Annotated in this window: 14 protein-coding genes; 11 read left to right on the top strand and 3 right to left on the bottom strand. The window is 43.0% G+C overall.

Going from position 1 to position 17,869, the window contains the following annotated elements:
* Positions 1–134 precede the first annotated feature (134 nt).
* Positions 135–1,208 (top strand): phosphotransferase family protein, encoded by a 1,074-nt coding sequence (locus G563_RS0101855; RefSeq protein WP_028663797.1) that lies wholly within the window; start codon positions 135–137, stop codon positions 1,206–1,208.
* Positions 1,209–1,218: 10 nt separating this feature from the next.
* On the opposite strand, the gene G563_RS36690 is transcribed toward G563_RS0101855, so the two are convergent.
* Together G563_RS36690 and G563_RS0101845 are read right to left on the bottom strand one after the other, a co-directional pair.
* A complete protein-coding gene (locus G563_RS36690; RefSeq protein ID WP_051210700.1) occupies positions 1,219–1,560 on the bottom strand; it encodes a hypothetical protein in 342 nt (113 codons plus the stop codon).
* A 65-nt stretch (positions 1,561–1,625) separates the two neighbouring features.
* On the bottom strand, positions 1,626–2,954 hold the full coding sequence (locus G563_RS0101845) for a TolC family protein (RefSeq protein WP_037325762.1): 1,329 nt from the start codon (positions 2,952–2,954) through the stop codon (positions 1,626–1,628).
* 90 nt (positions 2,955–3,044) lie between these two features.
* Here G563_RS0101845 and G563_RS0101840 point away from each other — a divergent pair, with 90 nt between their 5' ends.
* The 10 genes from G563_RS0101840 to G563_RS0101795 all read left to right on the top strand — a co-directional run bounded on the left by G563_RS0101840 (position 3,045) and on the right by G563_RS0101795 (position 14,472).
* Positions 3,045–4,679 carry an amidohydrolase gene (locus G563_RS0101840; RefSeq protein WP_028663795.1) on the top strand — a complete coding sequence of 545 codons (1,635 nt, stop codon included), beginning with the start codon at positions 3,045–3,047 and terminating at the stop codon, positions 4,677–4,679.
* Between the two features lie 365 nt (positions 4,680–5,044).
* A complete protein-coding gene (locus tag G563_RS0101835; protein ID WP_028663794.1) occupies positions 5,045–5,812 on the top strand; it encodes a hypothetical protein in 768 nt (255 codons plus the stop codon).
* Between the two features lie 340 nt (positions 5,813–6,152).
* Complete coding sequence (locus G563_RS0101830; protein WP_028663793.1) at positions 6,153–6,998, top strand: ion transporter; 846 nt, start codon at positions 6,153–6,155, stop codon at positions 6,996–6,998.
* Complete coding sequence (locus tag G563_RS0101825; protein ID WP_028663792.1) at positions 6,998–8,104, top strand: glycosyltransferase family 4 protein; 1,107 nt, start codon at positions 6,998–7,000, stop codon at positions 8,102–8,104. The genes G563_RS0101830 and G563_RS0101825 overlap by 1 nt, the downstream gene beginning before the upstream one ends.
* A 39-nt stretch (positions 8,105–8,143) precedes the next feature.
* Complete coding sequence (locus G563_RS0101820) at positions 8,144–9,511, top strand: methyltransferase RsmF C-terminal domain-like protein (RefSeq protein WP_084650729.1); 1,368 nt, start codon at positions 8,144–8,146, stop codon at positions 9,509–9,511.
* A 40-nt stretch (positions 9,512–9,551) separates the two neighbouring features.
* A complete protein-coding gene (locus tag G563_RS0101815) occupies positions 9,552–10,592 on the top strand; it encodes a glycosyltransferase family protein (protein ID WP_028663790.1) in 1,041 nt (346 codons plus the stop codon).
* Positions 10,593–10,826: 234 nt separating this feature from the next.
* Positions 10,827–11,729 carry an SGNH/GDSL hydrolase family protein gene (locus G563_RS0101810; protein WP_028663789.1) on the top strand — a complete coding sequence of 301 codons (903 nt, stop codon included), beginning with the start codon at positions 10,827–10,829 and terminating at the stop codon, positions 11,727–11,729.
* A 68-nt stretch (positions 11,730–11,797) separates the two neighbouring features.
* Entirely contained in the window at positions 11,798–12,397 is a 600-nt protein-coding gene (locus G563_RS0101805; protein ID WP_028663788.1) for a hypothetical protein, read from the top strand.
* Positions 12,398–12,419: 22 nt separating this feature from the next.
* Positions 12,420–12,887 (top strand): hypothetical protein, encoded by a 468-nt coding sequence (locus G563_RS0101800; protein ID WP_028663787.1) that lies wholly within the window; start codon positions 12,420–12,422, stop codon positions 12,885–12,887.
* Positions 12,888–12,918: 31 nt separating this feature from the next.
* Positions 12,919–14,472 carry a right-handed parallel beta-helix repeat-containing protein gene (locus G563_RS0101795; RefSeq protein ID WP_028663786.1) on the top strand — a complete coding sequence of 518 codons (1,554 nt, stop codon included), beginning with the start codon at positions 12,919–12,921 and terminating at the stop codon, positions 14,470–14,472.
* Between the two features lie 94 nt (positions 14,473–14,566).
* Here G563_RS0101795 and G563_RS0101790 read toward each other — a convergent pair whose 3' ends face one another.
* Positions 14,567–17,530: a TonB-dependent receptor gene (locus G563_RS0101790; protein ID WP_028663785.1), complete on the bottom strand. Its 2,964-nt coding sequence runs from the start codon at positions 17,528–17,530 to the stop codon at positions 14,567–14,569.
* Positions 17,531–17,869: the final 339 nt, after the last annotated feature.

Genomic DNA, 17,869 nt, shown 5'->3' with positions numbered 1-17,869 from the left:
AAAGCATAAAGAACCTGACAGAGTGTTGTACTGTTATTTACTTTATGCTTTCTTATTGGCTTTTTTTTAATTGCAATAGAACCTCAAAAGTTTAAACTAAATTTGTTTTTGACATTTATTCCCAGCTGTATTCCATGAATTCCCCCAAAACTGATACTCCTACCCTCGTACGCGAAGGCGAGCAACTTAATGTAGCTAATCTAAATGCTTATTTCGCTACCCAACTACCTGATTTTGGAGATATTACGGAGGTAAGTCAATTTCCGGGGGGATATTCTAACTTGACGTATTTTCTCAAAACGACCCACCAAAAAGAATATGTGTTGCGGCGGCCTCCATTCGGAGCCAAACATATCAAAGGAGGGCATGACATGGGCAGAGAATTTAGGGTGTTGTCGATGCTGCACAAAGCAGGTTATCCCAAAATTCCCCAGCCTGTCATCTACTGTGATGATGAAAGTGTACTTGATTGCCCTTTTTATGTGATGCAGCGCGTCAAAGGAGTGATTTTGCGGGCGCACACTGCCCCAAAAATGGGTATTGAGCCTCCTACTATGCAAAAAATAGCAGAAGCTTTGGTGGATAATCTTGCTCTTTTGCACAGTATCGATATTCACACTACGGGGCTCATTGAGTTGGGTAAACCCCAAGGATACATCCAACGGCAAGTAGACGGCTGGTACAAAAGATATAAAAATGCCCAAACCGACGAAGTGCCTTTATTTGAACAAGTTCATGAATGGTTAGTAAAAAACCTGCCAATCGAAAATCCGCCAAGCCTCATCCACAACGACTACAAATACGACAACCTAGTTCTTAATTCGAGCGACCTTACCGACATCATAGCGGTATTGGATTGGGAAATGACCACCGTCGGCGACCCCCTTATGGATGTGGGTACTTCGCTTTCGTATTGGTCAGAGCCGGGAGATGGCGCATTTGAAAAAAGCTTCAACCTTACGTGGCTTCCGGGCAATCTTACCCGTCAAGAGTTTGCGGACCGCTATGCCGAAAAAAGCGGTCGTGATGTAGCCAACATTTTATATTACTACGTTTTTGGTTTGTTTAAAAACACCGTGGTCATCCAGCAAATATACGCGCGTTGGAAGCAAGGCTTTAGCAAAGACGAGCGATTTGGGGGACTTATCTTGGGGGTACATTCTTTGAGCAGCACAGCCGCCAAAGCTTTAGAAAGAGGCAAAATTTAAGGTTAAAAAATTAAGAGAAGGCACGCCTGATAAAACCTGCTAAAAAACCGCCTACCAACACTGGAAAAAACTGAAGCAATGCCGTAAACTTAGTGGCATCGGCGTCGAAGGGAGTCAGCCAATGTGCTGCTTCAATCACAAAATACCATACAATAATCAAACCTACCTGCAAGAGCGCCAAAATCCAGCCTTTGCGCGGCTGTAGCCAACCTATCAAAAGACCCACTATCAATCCTACCAAAAAAGGCAAATGAATAGTAGGGCCATAAAAACAAGCAACTGCCACTACTACACTCAAAACTACAGTAAGCAGTAAGTCGCGCACAAATTTTTGATTCCAGAGAGAGTCCATGCGATTGGGAGAGTGATGTATGCCTGCAAAGATACACGCCAAACCCTATACCGCTGGTATCTTATTTATTTTACGTCGTCCAAAATAGAACTGCTCAACCGAAGAAGTTCTATTTCTGTCACTTTGACGTTGAATGCCGCTTCAATCAGACGCGACTCGGTAGCTACGGCATTGCGCTGAGCTTCCCTAAATTCGAGCGGGGTGGAGTTTCCAAACTTAAATCTTTCAAAAGCCAAATCAACGTTTTGACGGGCAATGGTCAGATTTTTTTCTTCAAATTCAAAGAGTTGGATGCTATTTCGATACGTATTATAAGTCCGCTCCAAGATAGACAAAAGCTGCAACTGCGCATCGGCCTGTTGATATTCGGCTATGTAAGTATTGACTTTGGCATTTTGCTCACGGCGGCGCTGATTGAGCCCGTCATAAATCGGAATCACCAACCGCGCTCCATAATTGAGCGAGCCGTTTTTACTGCTTTTCACCCCAAAGCCCACTTCATTGTTGAGGGTATTGTAGGTATAGCCCCCCAACAAATCCACTTGTGGCATCCGCGTAGCGCGGGTTTCACGCTCTACGATAGAGGCGATTTTACGGTTTTGGTCAGCTGCAATAAGATTAGGATTCTTGATTTTTAGGTTTTCCTGCAACTGTGCTATTTGTAAATCCTTCCTGAAAATAATGGTATCTGGCACGTTGAAATCTATCTCAAAATCGCGTAGCATCAGGGCATTGAGATTGATTTTGCTGTTTTTTAATACTTGCTCTTGCGCTACCAAAGCCGCTTGGTCGCCATTATAATCCACTTGAGCGGCCAAATACTCCGATTTGGAAGTAGTACCTACTTCATAGTTGGCCTTAGCCAATTCTCGTCTTGTGTTTGAAATATCAAGCGCATCTTTGAGCGATTCGAGGCGTTGTTTTTGACGAATCACATCATAGTAAGCCGCCGCTATTTGGGCCACGGTGTTTTCGATGTTGATTTTGACGTTGGTTTTTCCCAAATTTTCAATCTCACGAAGTCGCTCGGCAGTAGCAAACATCCCTAGACCGTCAAATACCGTCCATACTAGATTGATACCCGAGGTAGAGTTACGGTTGTGTACTCCCGTTTGTACGAGTGGGTCGCGCGTAGTATTTCCAATCGGAAAAAAAGTCTGATTGACACTGTTGGTAGTAAAGTTGGCCTGCGTCGAGCCTGTTACGACGGGTAGCATCCCTGCATTTCCACGCGTATTGTCATTGTGAGCAATCGCCTCACGGCTACGGGCTATTTTGATGGAATAGTTTTTTTCGAGCGCTGCCGAAATCGCATTTTCGAGGGTAAGTAAATCTTGAGAAAAAGAGATAAAAGGCTGTAAAACAACAACAAACAACAGAATAAATGGGCGCATGGTCAGTAGAAAATCTGAATCAATTACAACTCTAGTTTTCAAAAATAGCGTATTAAAATGTAGATTTAGCGAGTATTTAATTCCGACACGATGAAAAACTACTTTTACGCGCTATTCGCCGCCTTTTTAGCGTCATGTTCAGGCCAAAATAAGGCAGATTTTATAGTTTTTAATGCCACGATTTATACCGTCGATTCCACGTTTTCGAAGGCTACCGCACTAGCCGTCAAAGACGGAAAATTTGCCATCGTGGGCGATTCAGCTACGGTTTTTAGCCAATATACCGCCGATTCGGTCATCAATGCCGAAGGCAAAGCCCTTTATCCGGGATTGTACGATGCCCACGCGCATTTTTATGGACTAGGCCAAATGCTCGACCAAGCCGATTTGGTAGAGACCCAATCGGCCGAAGAAGTAGTCGAACGCCTCAAAAAATACCAAGCCGCTCATCCCGACCGCGTTTGGATCATCGGGCGAGGCTGGGACCAAAACGACTGGACAACAAAAAAATTCCCTACTAAAGAAATTCTCGACAAAGCTTTCCCCAACAACCCTGTGTATCTGACCCGCATCGACGGCCACGCGGCTTGGGTCAATTCTAAAGCTTTGCAATTGGGCAAAATCACCGCCGCTACCAAAGTAGAAGGTGGGGCAATCCCCCTCCAAAACGGCCAACCTACGGGAATTTTGGTGGACAATGCCATGCGTCTTGCCCGCACCGCCAATCCTCAACCCACTCCCGAAGAAATCAAAAACATCTTGCTAAAAGCCCAAGAAGTCTGTTTTTCGTATGGTCTTACCAACGTGGGCGATGCGGGTCTATCGCCCGAACTCATCGACATCATCGACGATTTGCAGAAAAAAGGCCAACTCAAGATTCGACTTTATCCGATGGTGAGTATCAGCCAAGAAAATGTGGATAAGATGTTGAAAAAAGGCGTATATGTCACCGACCGCCTCAATGTCCGTTCTTTCAAAATCTACGCCGATGGAGCGCTTGGCTCACGGGGAGCGTGTTTGCTCCAACCTTACGCCGACGCCCCCGAAACGACGGGGTTTTTGTTGATGAGTCCTTCCGAACTAGAAAATTACATCAAGCAAATTGCCAATAGTGATTTTCAGGCCAATACCCACTGCATAGGTGACTCCGCCAACCGCCTGATGCTCAATCTATATGCCAAATACCTCAAAGGCAAAAACGACCGCCGTTGGCGCATCGAACACGCTCAAATCGTAGATGTGGCCGATGTTCCTACTTTTGGCAACTTCAATATACTGCCCTCGGTGCAACCTACTCATGCCACTTCCGATATGTATTGGGCAGGAGAAAGATTGGGCAAAGCACGCGAAAAAAATGGGTATGCTTTTCGGGCTCTTTTTGAGCAAAATGGAAAAATTACTTTTGGAACCGATTTTCCGGTAGAGGCTGTGTCGCCTTTTTATACATTTCATTCGGCGGTGTATCGGCAAGATGCCAAGGGATTCCCAAACGGCGGCTACCAAATGGAAGGTGCTCTCAGCCGCGAACAAACCCTGCGTGGGATGACGATTTGGGCCGCTTATGGCAACTTTGAAGAAAACAAGCTTGGCAGCATCGAAGTGGGCAAAGCCGCCGATTTTATCATCTTAGAAAAAGACCTTATGACGGCCCCCGCCGCGCAACTACGCGACATCAAGGTTTGGAAAACATTTGTAGCGGGCGAAAAAGTATTTGAGCAGAAATAGGTCTAAAGGTCGCTACTCAAATAGGGGCGATATATAAAAATGACTTTTAGGAAAAGTTATTTTTATATATCGCTTTTTTTTATTTATACAAATCTATACTTTTGTACTTTACAATGAAATATCAATACTATATTTAGCCCCTATTCCATTTCTATAATTCACTTTTATTCATCTAGCTAATCGACAACTTAATTTAGCAATAGGTAGTTTTTTATTTAAACCCATTTGCTACAGGTTTCAACTATGCCTTATCTATTATTAGATTAGGCAGGCTTATGACTATATCAATATACTACAAATTTTATTCAAACATACCCTGAAGCTTAAAAAACAAATAAATTTATTTACAATAAAAAAACAGCGCTATGAAATACAAAGGCTCCCAAATCTCGTCTCTTTTAGTATCAATTGAAAACTTTTTTATATTAAAGCTTACTGGGCAAGTACAATTTCGCCCAAATGATGTACTAACAATTTCTAAAAAAACTGCATTAACAATTTTTATTTTTTTATTTACTATCAGCCTTAGAGCTCAAGAGAGCAAGGATAGTACAAAGTGGGAAATAGGAACCGACTTGCTTTGGCTTATCGACAAAAATAGTTTGCCAAAGTATTCAATGTTTGCTAAACGTACCTTAAAAAAGAATGGAGCGTTAAGATTAAGGGTAGGAACGGATATCAAGACCGATCCTAGGAATATTGGGTTAGGAATCGAAAAAGCCAGTTATATCATTCGGATTGGATACGAAAAACAGAAGAAATTAAGTGACAAAGCAAGTGTTTTTTGGGGTATAGACGCACATTTTCGTAAAGAGAATGTAGAAGCTTATGTGATTCCTCTCCCTCAAGGTAAGCCTTTTTATTATCCAGATTATAGTTGGCAACTAGGAGGAGCTGCTATCCTCGGATTCAGGTATTTTATAAATAAAAATTTTTCGTTTTCCACAGAAGCAAGCCTTAATTCCTATTATCGAGAATTTAGTTCTAACAACTACAGCGGAGGGTTTTTGATTGTAATCAACGACAATTACACAAGATCTCCAGATTTTGCTTTTATTTCTAAAACCTATATTAAAAGTCTTGTAGTAGAGATAGCCCCTTTGCAGGTTTTAAATTTTTCTTATCATTTCTAAAATACTATATCAACAAAAAACCATTCTGATTTTATTGATATAGCTGTACGCTTTTTATTACACAAAACACCATTTTATATTTTTAATTTAAAACATTGTTACAACAAAAATCATAAAACCAATAATGCCAATCTCTTATATTTTAAATTACACAATTACAATAAATTACTTTCCCTGAAAAATCAATTAAAAATCTTTTCTTTAAAGAAAGAAAAAGAAATATTGGGCTATGAAATTTACAATAAAAAGTAAGACAACAAATATAAATAGCCCAAACTTGGTTAAAATTTAAAGAGTTTAATACAATTTATATGTATTTTTGCATAAAATTGTATCTACCGTGACCTTTCGTAAACGCGTTTATAGCACGCTTGAATTTTCGTCTATTGGGCGACGTGGCCTAAGTTTGTATATCAATGTGGGGTTAGTCACAGTGATAGTACTAAACTCTCTCGCTATCATCCTACATACCGTACCCGAACTTGCCCAACACCCCCTTTATAACTCTCTTTTTCAGGACTTTGAGATTTTTTCCGTTTTTATTTTTACTATCGAGTACTTTCTTCGGATTTGGTCTTGTCCCGAAAACCCCCGCTATAAAGGCGGTTGGCGTGGGAGGCTACGTTATCTTTTTTCATTTTGGGGTATCATTGATTTTTTAGCCATTTTTCCTTTCTACTTTACGCTGTTTTCTTCCGAGTTTGGCATCATTCGTATTTTACGCGTTTTTAGATTGTTTCGGCTTTTTCGGGTTACGCGATATGCCCACGCCCTCAAGCTCATTCGGGATGTGATTGTGGAACACAAAGAAGAACTCCTCCTTTGTTTTTCGTTTATCATTTTTACGCTGCTTATTTCATCAAGCGTGATGTATTACCTGGAGCACAGCGTTCAGCCCGAACGATTCAAGAGCATTCCGGCTACGCTTTGGTGGGGCGTGATTACGATGACTACTACCGGCTACGGCGACATGTATCCGGTGACGGCGGCGGGCAAATTTTTTGGAGGCATAGTATTAATAGCCGGAATTGCCTTATTTGCATTGCCAACGGGTATCATCGCCTCGGGTTTTATTGAGCAAATCCGCCGCCCCAAGCGAAATAAGGGCATTCGCTGCCCACATTGTAATGAGTGGATAGATGCCCAAACGCTAAAACACATTCACAAATCTGAAAAAGAAGATTGATGCGTATCGGATTCGACGCCAAGAGAGCTTTCAACAACCGTACAGGATTGGGCAATTACAGCCGTTTTGTACTCCATGCCCTCCAAACCTTTGCCCCACAGCACGAGTACTTGGCTTACACGCCCAAAATCAAAGCAGGCTTTTTTGATGATTTTCCAACAAAAGACCTTCGACTGCCTCCTTCCCAAAACAAACTCTACGGCACTTGGTGGCGAAGCTACGGACTCCCCAAAACCCTTTCCAGAGACCATATTCAGCTTTTTCATGGCCTCAGCAACGAGCTTCCGTCGGGGTTGGGTAAGGTGGGCATTCGGTCGGTAGTCACAATTCACGACCTGATTTTTTTGCGTTATCCCAATTTATATCCCGCTATCGACCGTTTTTTTTATCGCCAAAAATTCAAAAAAGCGTGCGAGCAGTCAGATTACATTGTGGCCGTCAGTGAGCAAACCAAGCGCGATATTGTGGATTTTTATGGCATCTCACCCCAAAAAATCCGCGTTATCTATCAAGACTGCCACCAAGCTTTTCAGCGTATTGTTTCGCCCCAAGAAGTGCTACTGAAACACAATATTTCAACTCCTTACGTGCTTTGTGTAGGCACACTCGAAGCCCGTAAAAATCAATTACGACTCACCAAGGCATTTGCCCAAGCCAACCTTCAAGAAGCCCAACTCATTTTGGTGGGGGGAAAAACCAAATTTCAAGCCGAAATCGAATCTTTTATCGCCAAAAATCATTTAGAAAATAAGGTAAAGATTCTCAATAATGTACCTTTTTCGGACTTGCCGGCCTTGTACCAAGCGGCGCGGGTTTTTGCGTATCCTTCTTTTTTTGAGGGTTTTGGTATTCCGATTGTAGAAGCATTGCACAGCGGAATTCCGACGGTGGGCGCCACCGGCTCATGCCTTGAAGAAGCGGGTGGTCAAGGTGCACTTTATGCTAATCCATTGGATGAAAATGATTTATCCGAAAAATTAGCGCAACTTTGGACCAACGAAGCCCTTCGTCAGACGCTCATCGTAAAGGGGAAAGCGCACATTCAGCAGTTTGGGGCGCAACGCATCGCCTCTCAACTGACCGCACTTTACGAAAGCTTAATCTGAGGAAGGTATTTTTTAAAAATTCAAAAATCGATTACTGTTTTGTCTTTTCCACAATCATTCATAAAAACCCTTTCGGCACAGCTCGGCAGCGAATACGACGCTTTTGAAGCAGCTCTTCAGCAAGCGGCCCCTGTGAGCATTCGCCACAATTCCGCCAAAGTAGCCGCTTCCCCTTTCGAAGACCCTATTCGGTGGTGCAAGGAAGGCCAATATCTACAAAATCGCCCTGTTTTTACGCTCGACCCGCTTTTTCATGCAGGGGCTTACTATGTACAAGAAGCCTCTTCTATGCTGATTGGGCACGCCTTGGCGCAGGTGGCTGACCTCACGCAGCCTTTACGGGTATTGGATTTGTGCGCGGCTCCCGGCGGCAAAACCACGCTTTTGGCTTCGCTTTTGCACCCTGACAGCCTACTTTTAGCCAATGAGGTGATCAAAAGTAGGGTATCGATTTTGAAAGAAAATATTCAAAAATGGGGATTGCCACAAGTTCATGTCAGCAACCACGACCCACAGAGTTTAGACGGATTAGACGATTTTTTCGACATTATCGTCATTGATGCTCCTTGCTCAGGCGAAGGGCTTTTTCGCAAAGACCCCGCCGCTATCAATGAGTGGTCGCCCGACAGTGTACAAATGTGCGCGGGGCGTCAGAAAAGAATCTTGAGCGCGGCCCTTCCTTTGCTCAAATCGGGCGGAATTTTGGTGTACTGTACTTGTACTTACAACGACACCGAAAATCAGGAAAATGCGCAGTTTGTGATAGAAACAGGTGAATTTGAAGAACTGAAAATCACACTTCCTACGGAGTGGGGCGTGTGGGCCAAAACCTACGGTTATCAATGTTACCCACATCGGGTCAAGGGCGAAGGTTTTTTCTTTAGTGTGTTTCAGAAAAAAGAACCGGTATTTGACCCCGAAACCAAATATTTCGCAAAAAAAGGCCGCGATTATCGCTTTCGGTCTTTTAAAGCACTGCTTCCCCGCGAAACCACTGAGGTAAAACGGTGGCTTGCCCGCCCCGATGATTTTCATTTTTTCATCAAACCCAACGACGAAATCATTGCCGTACTCGATAGTCAGCTAGAAGATCTCAAAATCATTGACAATATACTGTTTGCCAAAGGTTTAGGACTAGAAATGGGCGTATTTAAAGGCAAAGATTTTATTCCTTCTCACGCTTTAGCATTGAGCGTGGAGCTAGCAGAAGAACTACCACGGATAGAGCTGTCAGAAAGCGAAGCATTGCAGTTTTTGAAAAAAGAAAACTTTTCTTTAGAAGCTCCCAAAGGATGGCTACTTGCCACTTATCAGGGGCTGGGATTAGGCTGGATGAAAAGTCTGGGAAATCGCTTCAACAACTACTTACCCAAAGATTGGCGCATCAGAATGGAAATTCCTGAATAGCCCCCACAAAAGTAAATTCCCTACTTGAAAACGTTTGACAATGCCTTTACCCAAGCTACTTTATCTCTGTATCAACGACGCCTCAGACACCCGTATCAACAAGGAAATCAAGACGTTAGCCACTTCTTTTGATATTGTTTATTTGGGGATTGGCCGCGATGATTCCAAGGCTTTCGCCAAACCCCACTGTCGCTCTTTTCATTTGGTAAAAGGTCATCACAAATCACCAAGTACTCTTTTTCGGTATTTTTTTACTTTTATCAAACTTTACTTTTCAAATCGGCTGGCAAGCATTCATGTCATCAATGAGCAATTGCTCATGATTTTCTTTCCTTTTTTGTGGTGGAGTCGCTCCAAAGTCGTAGCCGACATCTTCGATTCTATTTTTTTAAGAACCAACAAAGCATGGATACGCTCGCTTCAATCGGTTATTTATGGTCTTCCGAAGGCTATCATCGTCACCGACGACAACCGTAAAACCCTAGTTCCCAAAGCATTTCATAGTAAAACATGGGTAGTCGAGAATTTTCCCTATGCTTTTGGAGACGTACCGCCCAGAGCAGTTTCCGACACAGAGCTTTTGATACTTTACAGCGGTTCGTTGGGCGTAACACGCGGAACGAATTTATTAAATGACTTAATTCAGTATTCTCCTGCTATCAAAATTTGGATGGTGGGATGGGTGTATGACGAGCCTACCCGCCAACTTAGCCAACACCCTCAAGTCACTTTTTGGGGTGTCAAGACGCAGCAAGAAACCATGCGACTAGCCTCGGCCTGCGATTATATATTATCGCTATATGAGCCTATCAACGACAACAACCTCAATGCCAGTCCCAATAAAATCTATGATGCCATTCAGGCCCGCACGCCCGTAATCATCAATGCCGAGATAAAGATCGCGGATTTTGTCGCCCAAAATCACCTCGGATACGTCATGGAGAGTTATTATGCCAAAGATGTTGCTGAGGTGGCTCACGATTTGTTACGGCTCAAAAATCAATTTGTATTCACCCCTTCTTTCCTGCAAACCTATACTTGGGAAGCGATTGAGCACAAGCTCCTCCAAGCTCACCACTAAGCCACTTTTTGATTTCCACATTTCACTCACCCACTTCCGCCATTTACACAATGGTGCCTGGAAGTAGTGAGTCTTTGTTTTAGCTTCGTTCATCTTTCAACCAAGCCATCATCCTCATGAAAAGGTCTGCTGCTCGCTACTACCTCTGGCAAGGCTTCTTGTATGTACTGCTAGCAGCATTGGTATTGTTTTTAATTTTTACCTAAAAAATAGCCGTAAAAACGTCTTTATTTTATGAAAAAAACACTTTTTATGGTCTTCTTCTTCGGCATTTTTGGCATAGAAGGATGCAAGAAAGAAGCAGATATTTCCACCGACGACTGTAGTAACGACCCCACAGCCTGTGGATGTCCGCAAGCACCCGCTAGTTGCGGAAGTACAGGCAATACCGCCTTGGGAAAAGGACAACCCGGCGTAGTAGGTTTGGCCGGAATTGAGGCGTGGGACAAACTCGCAAGCAGCGAGAAAAACCGTATCAAAAACTGGAACACGCTTTTTTTGCATCAATCTGTAGGGCAGGATTTAGAAGAAGGCGCGAAAAGTAATGGATTCCCTTTTGATTATTATGGCCCTGGCGACAAAACAGACAAAGGGCTACGTGGTGGGATTTTTGTGGATGTGGGCGGTATTGCCAATGGTAATCCATACGAAAAAATCAGGGTTTTCCGTGAAAATGCGACTCGCAATAAAGACCTGCTTCAAATCGCGGTTTTTAAGTTTGGATATGCTGATGTGATGGACGATAATTTTGAAAAAGTAAAAACCGAGTACAAAGCTTTTGTGGATGCTCTTCGCGCACAATCACCCAATCTTCGTTTTGTACACGTGACGCCGCCTTTGGTATATTCCACAACTTCTTTCGAAGGCAACGCCGCCAAAATGAAAGTAGGCCAATGGATGAAAGACACTTTCAAGGGCACCGATGTCATTTTTGATTTGCAAGAAATAGAAAGCAATAATGGCGCTTGCCAGCAAAACAACGTGTGGCGTATCTGTACCGAAAACCGCAACACCGCTTCTGACCCTTCGGATGTCAATGGAATAGATAGCTCGGATGGGCAGGGACACATCGGCAAAAAAGCCGGTCAACGTATCAGTAAAGCGTTGCTCATGAGTATCTACAATGCAGGCAAATAACTCAAAATCATGACAATGCTCCATAACTCAACAATTTGCTAGATATTGAGAAAAAAATAGGTGAGCACATGAAAAAGAAGTATGGTTGTTTTACGATTTTAATCGCGTTGGTTGCTTTTTCGTTGGTAGCCACGGTCATTGGATATTATGGGAGTTATTGGATGGATTTGTACCAACGCCCGTGGGCTTATAGCCGCGATGCTGACGCCCCTCTTCTGGTTGGCAAATGGCATGGCAACTTTACCGATCCCGATGGTATAAAAAAAGAAATCAATCTTGAGATTTTTGTGCCAATGACCTCTGAAGAGCGTTGGGACCGAGCTGGCCGAAAACGCCGCCGCCGTGGGAGTAGTAGCGCCAAAAGAGCTTTTGACGGCATGGCTATCGTCAGCAGTAAACTTGGCACTGAAACCTACGAACTATGGGGAAACGTAAAACGCGAAGACTTCCATGATTTTGACTTAGACTTTTCGGCAGATGAAAACAAGCCCCTCAAAGTACCCAATTTTTATGTCAACCTCGCCCAAAAATCCCATTGGAACAATGACCAAATGACACTCCCTGTCAATTTTAGCTATCGCCTTCCCAATGGCACTAGTCATTGGAATAGCGCCGACCCTCGTTTTAGTAAAATAGTAACCGTGACTTTGCTCCGACAAAAAGAATAAACCTAAATCATTCATAATCAAAATGATATACTTAAATCGCTTTTTGACTATACTGCTTTTTTGTGGTTTAGTCCATACCGCTACGGCCCAACTTCCCAGCAGCATGACAGGCACGTGGAAACGTACAGGCATGACTTCGACTGACTTATCAGGAAAAACCAGCGATGACTTCCAAGAGCATATCAAAGTCATGCCGTGTACCAAAAATATCACTTATACTTTCAAAGCCGATGGAAGTTTTATTACTATCGTTCCGAATGAATGTGGCGCGATGAAAAAGACCATCGAAGCCACCAATGGAGCCGGAAAATGTACGGCTTTTGGCAACAAAGTGAAAGTAACCATGAAAGGCATTCCTGACGCCACTTATGACGTAAAAGTAGCGGGCAACACCATGACTTGGGTCTTTGACTATGCTTCCAACCCCAAAGAGCACAATATAGCAGGGAGTAAGCTCAAATCATTAACTATCATTTATACCAAAATCTAGTTTTTGACTCTTTTCTCAACCTCATTATGGTATGAAAAACGCCCTCATTTCCGCGCTATTTTTTTTGGCTATCCTGACAAGCTGCAAGAAGGAAGAAGTAGCTACCGACGAATGCGACAGCAACCCTACCGCCTGTGGCTGTCCCCAAGAGCCGCCGAGCTGTCAGGGCAACAATGGCAACACGGGGGCATTGAGTGGGAAAATATACGTATCACCCAGCGGCAACGACTCCAACGACGGCTCAGAAAGCAAGCCTTTCAAAAGTTTACAGGCGGCTATTGACCAAATCGATCCTGCTAAAAGCGCCGAAATCATTTTGCGGAGCGGCACTTATGAAAGCAAGGAAATAAAATTTAGAACTTCAAACATCTATTTGCATTCTTATCCAGGTGAATGGGCTGTCATCAAGGCAGTTACCAACATAGAGGATATTAGTAGCTGTTTATGGTTTAGGGAACCGGGAACTTCAAATATCACCCTCGAAAATCTCGAAATCATCGGGGGCTATTATTATGGTATCAAACTAGAAAGCAACTGGGACGACGACCGTAGTGTACCTTATGATAAAAGAAAAGGAATTTCGAATGTCAAAATTTTGAATTGTAAAATCCATGATACAGGCCGCGATTGTATCAAGATTACGCCGGGTTGTAAAGATATTCAAGTACTTAACTGCGAAATCTACCGCTCAGGAATAGGCCCGGCCAATAAAGACGCCCAAAACGCCGAAGGTATCGACAATGTCAACGCCGACCGGATGATTGTCCGTAATTGCTATTTTCATGATATTGCGACCAACGCCCTTTATGCCAAAGGAGGCGCCAAAGACTGTATTTTTGAACAAAACCTCTTGATGAATTGCGGCGAAGGAGGCTTAGTGGCAGGCTATTTAGACACCGACAATGAATGGTTTAATCTCGCTATCAACCCTACGTATTATGAAAGTATCAACATCATTATTCGTAACAATATCGTCGTCAATACCAAACGAGAGGGGATTGGATTGTATGCCGCCTTGGGAGCGCAAGTCTATAACAATACCCTTATCAATGTAGCGAGCGATGCAGGAAGTGCTGCGTTGATGGTAGCACGGGGCGAAATCTATGGCACTCCCACGGGCGACAAATACCCTAAATGCAAAGATTTGAAAGTAATCAACAACATCATCGTCCAGGCGGCTTCGGCCAAAGGCTACATGGCACGCCTCAGAAGTCAGGTAGAGGGTTCTAATGATTTTAGCAGCAATTATTATTATCGTTCTTCGGGAACGCTTCAATTTCGAATCGATAAAAATGAGGATGATTATGATACATTTGAAGGTTTTAATAATTGGAAAACCCAATCAAAACTAGACGGTAATAGCCTCAACGCAGACCCCAAAATTGATGCTCAATATCACTTATCATCCACAAGTCCTTGTATTGGTGCGGGTAAGGTTTTGGGTAGTCTGGTAGAAAAAGATTATGACGGGGGCGCAAGAGGAAGTAAAACGGATATTGGGGCCGACCAAGCCAACAACGGCACTGCCTTGACGATTCCCCCACCTACCCTTTCCAACGGTACAAAAGGTACAGGAGGTAATTAGACACAAAAAAGAGACGCTGATCAGCGTCTCTTTTTTGTGTAGTCAATAGACTTTCTAAGTTTTCATGAGTCAAAACTTAGAAAGTCTATTTTTTTTATTTATTCAACAATTCATCAAATGTAAGCGATACATAGTACATCGCACCTATCGTTGGGTTGCCCCAGCCAGTAGTATATTGTTTACCCAAAATATTGGAGCCACCTACTTTAAGAATGGACTTTAGGCTCGATAGTTTTTTACTTACTTGTGCATCCAAAGTACCAAAAGCCGGAATAGTAATTTGGCTATTATTTTGGGGTAAACGCGCAAAAGCTGGTTGGAGAATATCAAGCCAATTAAACTCTGACTGATGACGCCATACCACGTTAAAACCCCATCCCGAATTGCTAATGTTACGATTTCCGAAGGTCACATTGTAACGATACTTAGGAGTATTGAAACCCACCTGAAAACCATCATCTAGAACATTGGCATTTTTCTCGCTACTAAACATTTTCACACCACCCGCATTGAGGGTATTGTTTGAAAGATTGAAACCAACGGTAAAGTTGCGAGGCATCAAATAATCAGCGCCAATACCAAAGCCTTGGGTTTTGATATCACCTGTGTAATTAGAAGACATCGAAACTACTTGCGGAATCGCGGCATTCCGCAGAAGCACACCACCGATGTAGTTTTTGAGGGTAGTATTGTAGTAATAAACATCTACCAACAATTTTTTGGCAATCATCCCTTTATAGCCTAGCTCAAAGCTTAGGGCGCGTTCAGGTTTAAATTCGGGGAAACTCCACGGTTGTCCAGTTGCGATATTGATTGACCCACCACCTTCTCTCAATTTGTAATTATCCCACAAAGCAGGCAAACCTCCAATCAAGAGCGACACAGGAGTATTGAGGTTGATATATTGGTTTTGGTTGGTCGGGATCCTAAAGCCAGTTTGGTAAGAAGCGCGGAAGTTATGTACTTTATTGGCAGTATAAACAGCCGATAAACGCGGGCTCCACTGTCCTGCAAAATTTTGATTTTTATCATAGCGAAGCGAGCCTGTCAGTTTCAATACATCGTTGATATTTTTACTCACTTGCGCATATCCCCCAAATTCGTTGATGCTATATTCACTTCCGTCCGATTTTTTCAAGAACAAGGTTCCGTTTGAATTGAGGGCGTATTTACGATAATTTCCCCCTACGATGATTTCCAACACTTTAGGGTCAATGAGTTTACTAAAATTGTACATAGCTTCTAAGCTATACAACTTAGTACGATCCACAAACAAGGCGCCATTAGGGATAGGATTAGCTTTGATTTGGTCTGCTATCTGATTGAAACGCGGGTCACCTGGCAATACCCGTCCATTATCTGCTACGCCACGAGCAGCATTATGCAATGCCTGAGAGTTGGTGTTGACAGCACTTAAAGCAGACGCATAAGCGGCTTGAGGAGTCTGACCTGCTCTTAAAGCCGCTTGAAATGCAGGCACGAATGCTTGGAAAGCGCCCCCTGCATAGGTAAGCGCATACTGAGGATACCATCCTTGCGCCAATCCTGCCAAACCAGCCGAGGCGGGTGGCGAACTAGGCTTCCATGCCTCATTGATATAAGTCCCCAAAAGCCCTGCCGCGTAGGTATCTCCCGAATTTTCGGCCGTCAAATAACCTCTGACAAAGAAATTAGAGCCTTTCAGCTCTGCTTTGTAGAGCCCCATACTAAAATTTTTGAGTTGGTAGCGGTCAGATGAAGTATAAACGGTAGAACCAGTCCCCCAGTTGGCTTGCAAAATCGCCTCTATACGGTCATTGATACGATAGTGGATTGCGCCATTAAACTTCAGACTTTTGGTGGTGTAATCTACCAAATCAAACTCATTGTAACCCGTACGCGACACGGCCACATTAGGAAGCAAAATATCATTGATTAGTTGACTCGCAGGGATTCCTGTAGCTCCCGCAAATTGATTCACGCCTCCTACCAATTGCGCCAGAGAAGGATTAATGGCATTGAGAGTAGCCACAGGCACCCCCAGCAATTGAGTGAAAGTAGGTCTCAAACTAGCTAGTCCTGCGCCGCTAGAGTTTTCATCTCCGTACACGTTGACACCGTCATAGCCAGGATTGGCACGAGTACCTGTGGCGGGAGTTGTGCCTCTAAAACTCTGATCACGGTAGTCGTTTACTTGCCAATCTTGGGCGGTAAGGTAGGTTACATTGAGTTTGAATGCAAACTTGTTATTAAAAGCTTTGGCATACCTGAACGCTACATCATAAAAAGGGGTCGTTTTGGTAGAGCGGTTATCAGCACTCATCATACCTAGTTTGGCATAAGCACTCGCCCCTTGGTACAAAAATGGACTTTTACTATTCATCAATAATAATCCATTGATAGCATTGGGGCCATACAAGGCCGACGCAGCTCCTGGCAACAATTCTACGCTTTCTAAATCTAGTTCCGAAATACCCACTACATTTCCAACCGCAAAATTAAGCCCTGGCGCTTGATTGTCGATACCGTCAATCATCTGTACAACTCGCACGTTTCCATTGCCCGAAAATCCGCGCGTATTTACCGAACTAAAATTCAGCGATTGGGTACTTACTTCCACGCCTTTTAGATTGCGGATGGCATCATAGAAGTTAGCCGCTGGTGTTTCGCGAATACTTCGAATATCCATTTTTTCGACCGATACGGGAGATTTCAGCACACTCTCTTCTACCCTAGAAGCCGATACCACTACTTCTTGGCCCATCAGCGCCTGCTCCTTCAAGGCTATTTTGAGGTCAGAGCGGCCATTGTCAATCTGAATTTCTTGGGTTTCAAACCCTACTGAAGTGATCACGAGCGTAAAAGGAACGGGAGTAGTTGTCGTAAGTGAAAAATTTCCTTTAGAATCCGAAATAGTTCCTACTACTTTTCCTTTCACTTGTACGCTTACGCCCACCAAACCTTCACGTGTTAAAGCATCTGTAATATTGCCTGAGATAGTGGTCTGAGCCAGTATTGAAACTGCGCTCATCAACCACACCGCTACATACATAACGGTGTTACGTAATATTTTAATCATAGGTGCAAAAATTGATTTTGGTTTTACTTGTTGATAAATTTATTGCGTAATATTCGCTTATTTAAAAATAATTTACAATTTTTTATTCTAATCATTATATAAAAAATCTTTATATAGGCTTTTTTTATTTGAATAATCCAAATGTTTTTTTAGCCAATAGATGCTTAAAGACCACAAAAAGTAGTTTAGAGACAAGCATTATCTTCACCTCTTGATTTATCGTTTTAAAAAGGTTTGCGTGTTGTTTTCTTAAAATATACCTAAAAGAGCAATTTAAGAACCATCCCTGTTAAACGTCTCCTATTATTTTTTAATGACTTCCTCCTCTCAAAGGTATCT

It is taken from the genome of Runella zeae DSM 19591 (genome assembly GCF_000423565.1).
Classification (GTDB): Bacteria; Bacteroidota; Bacteroidia; order Cytophagales; family Spirosomataceae; genus Runella; species Runella zeae.
The sequence above is the reverse complement of the archived record's forward strand: the minus strand, read 5'-3'. Positions and strand labels throughout refer to the sequence as shown.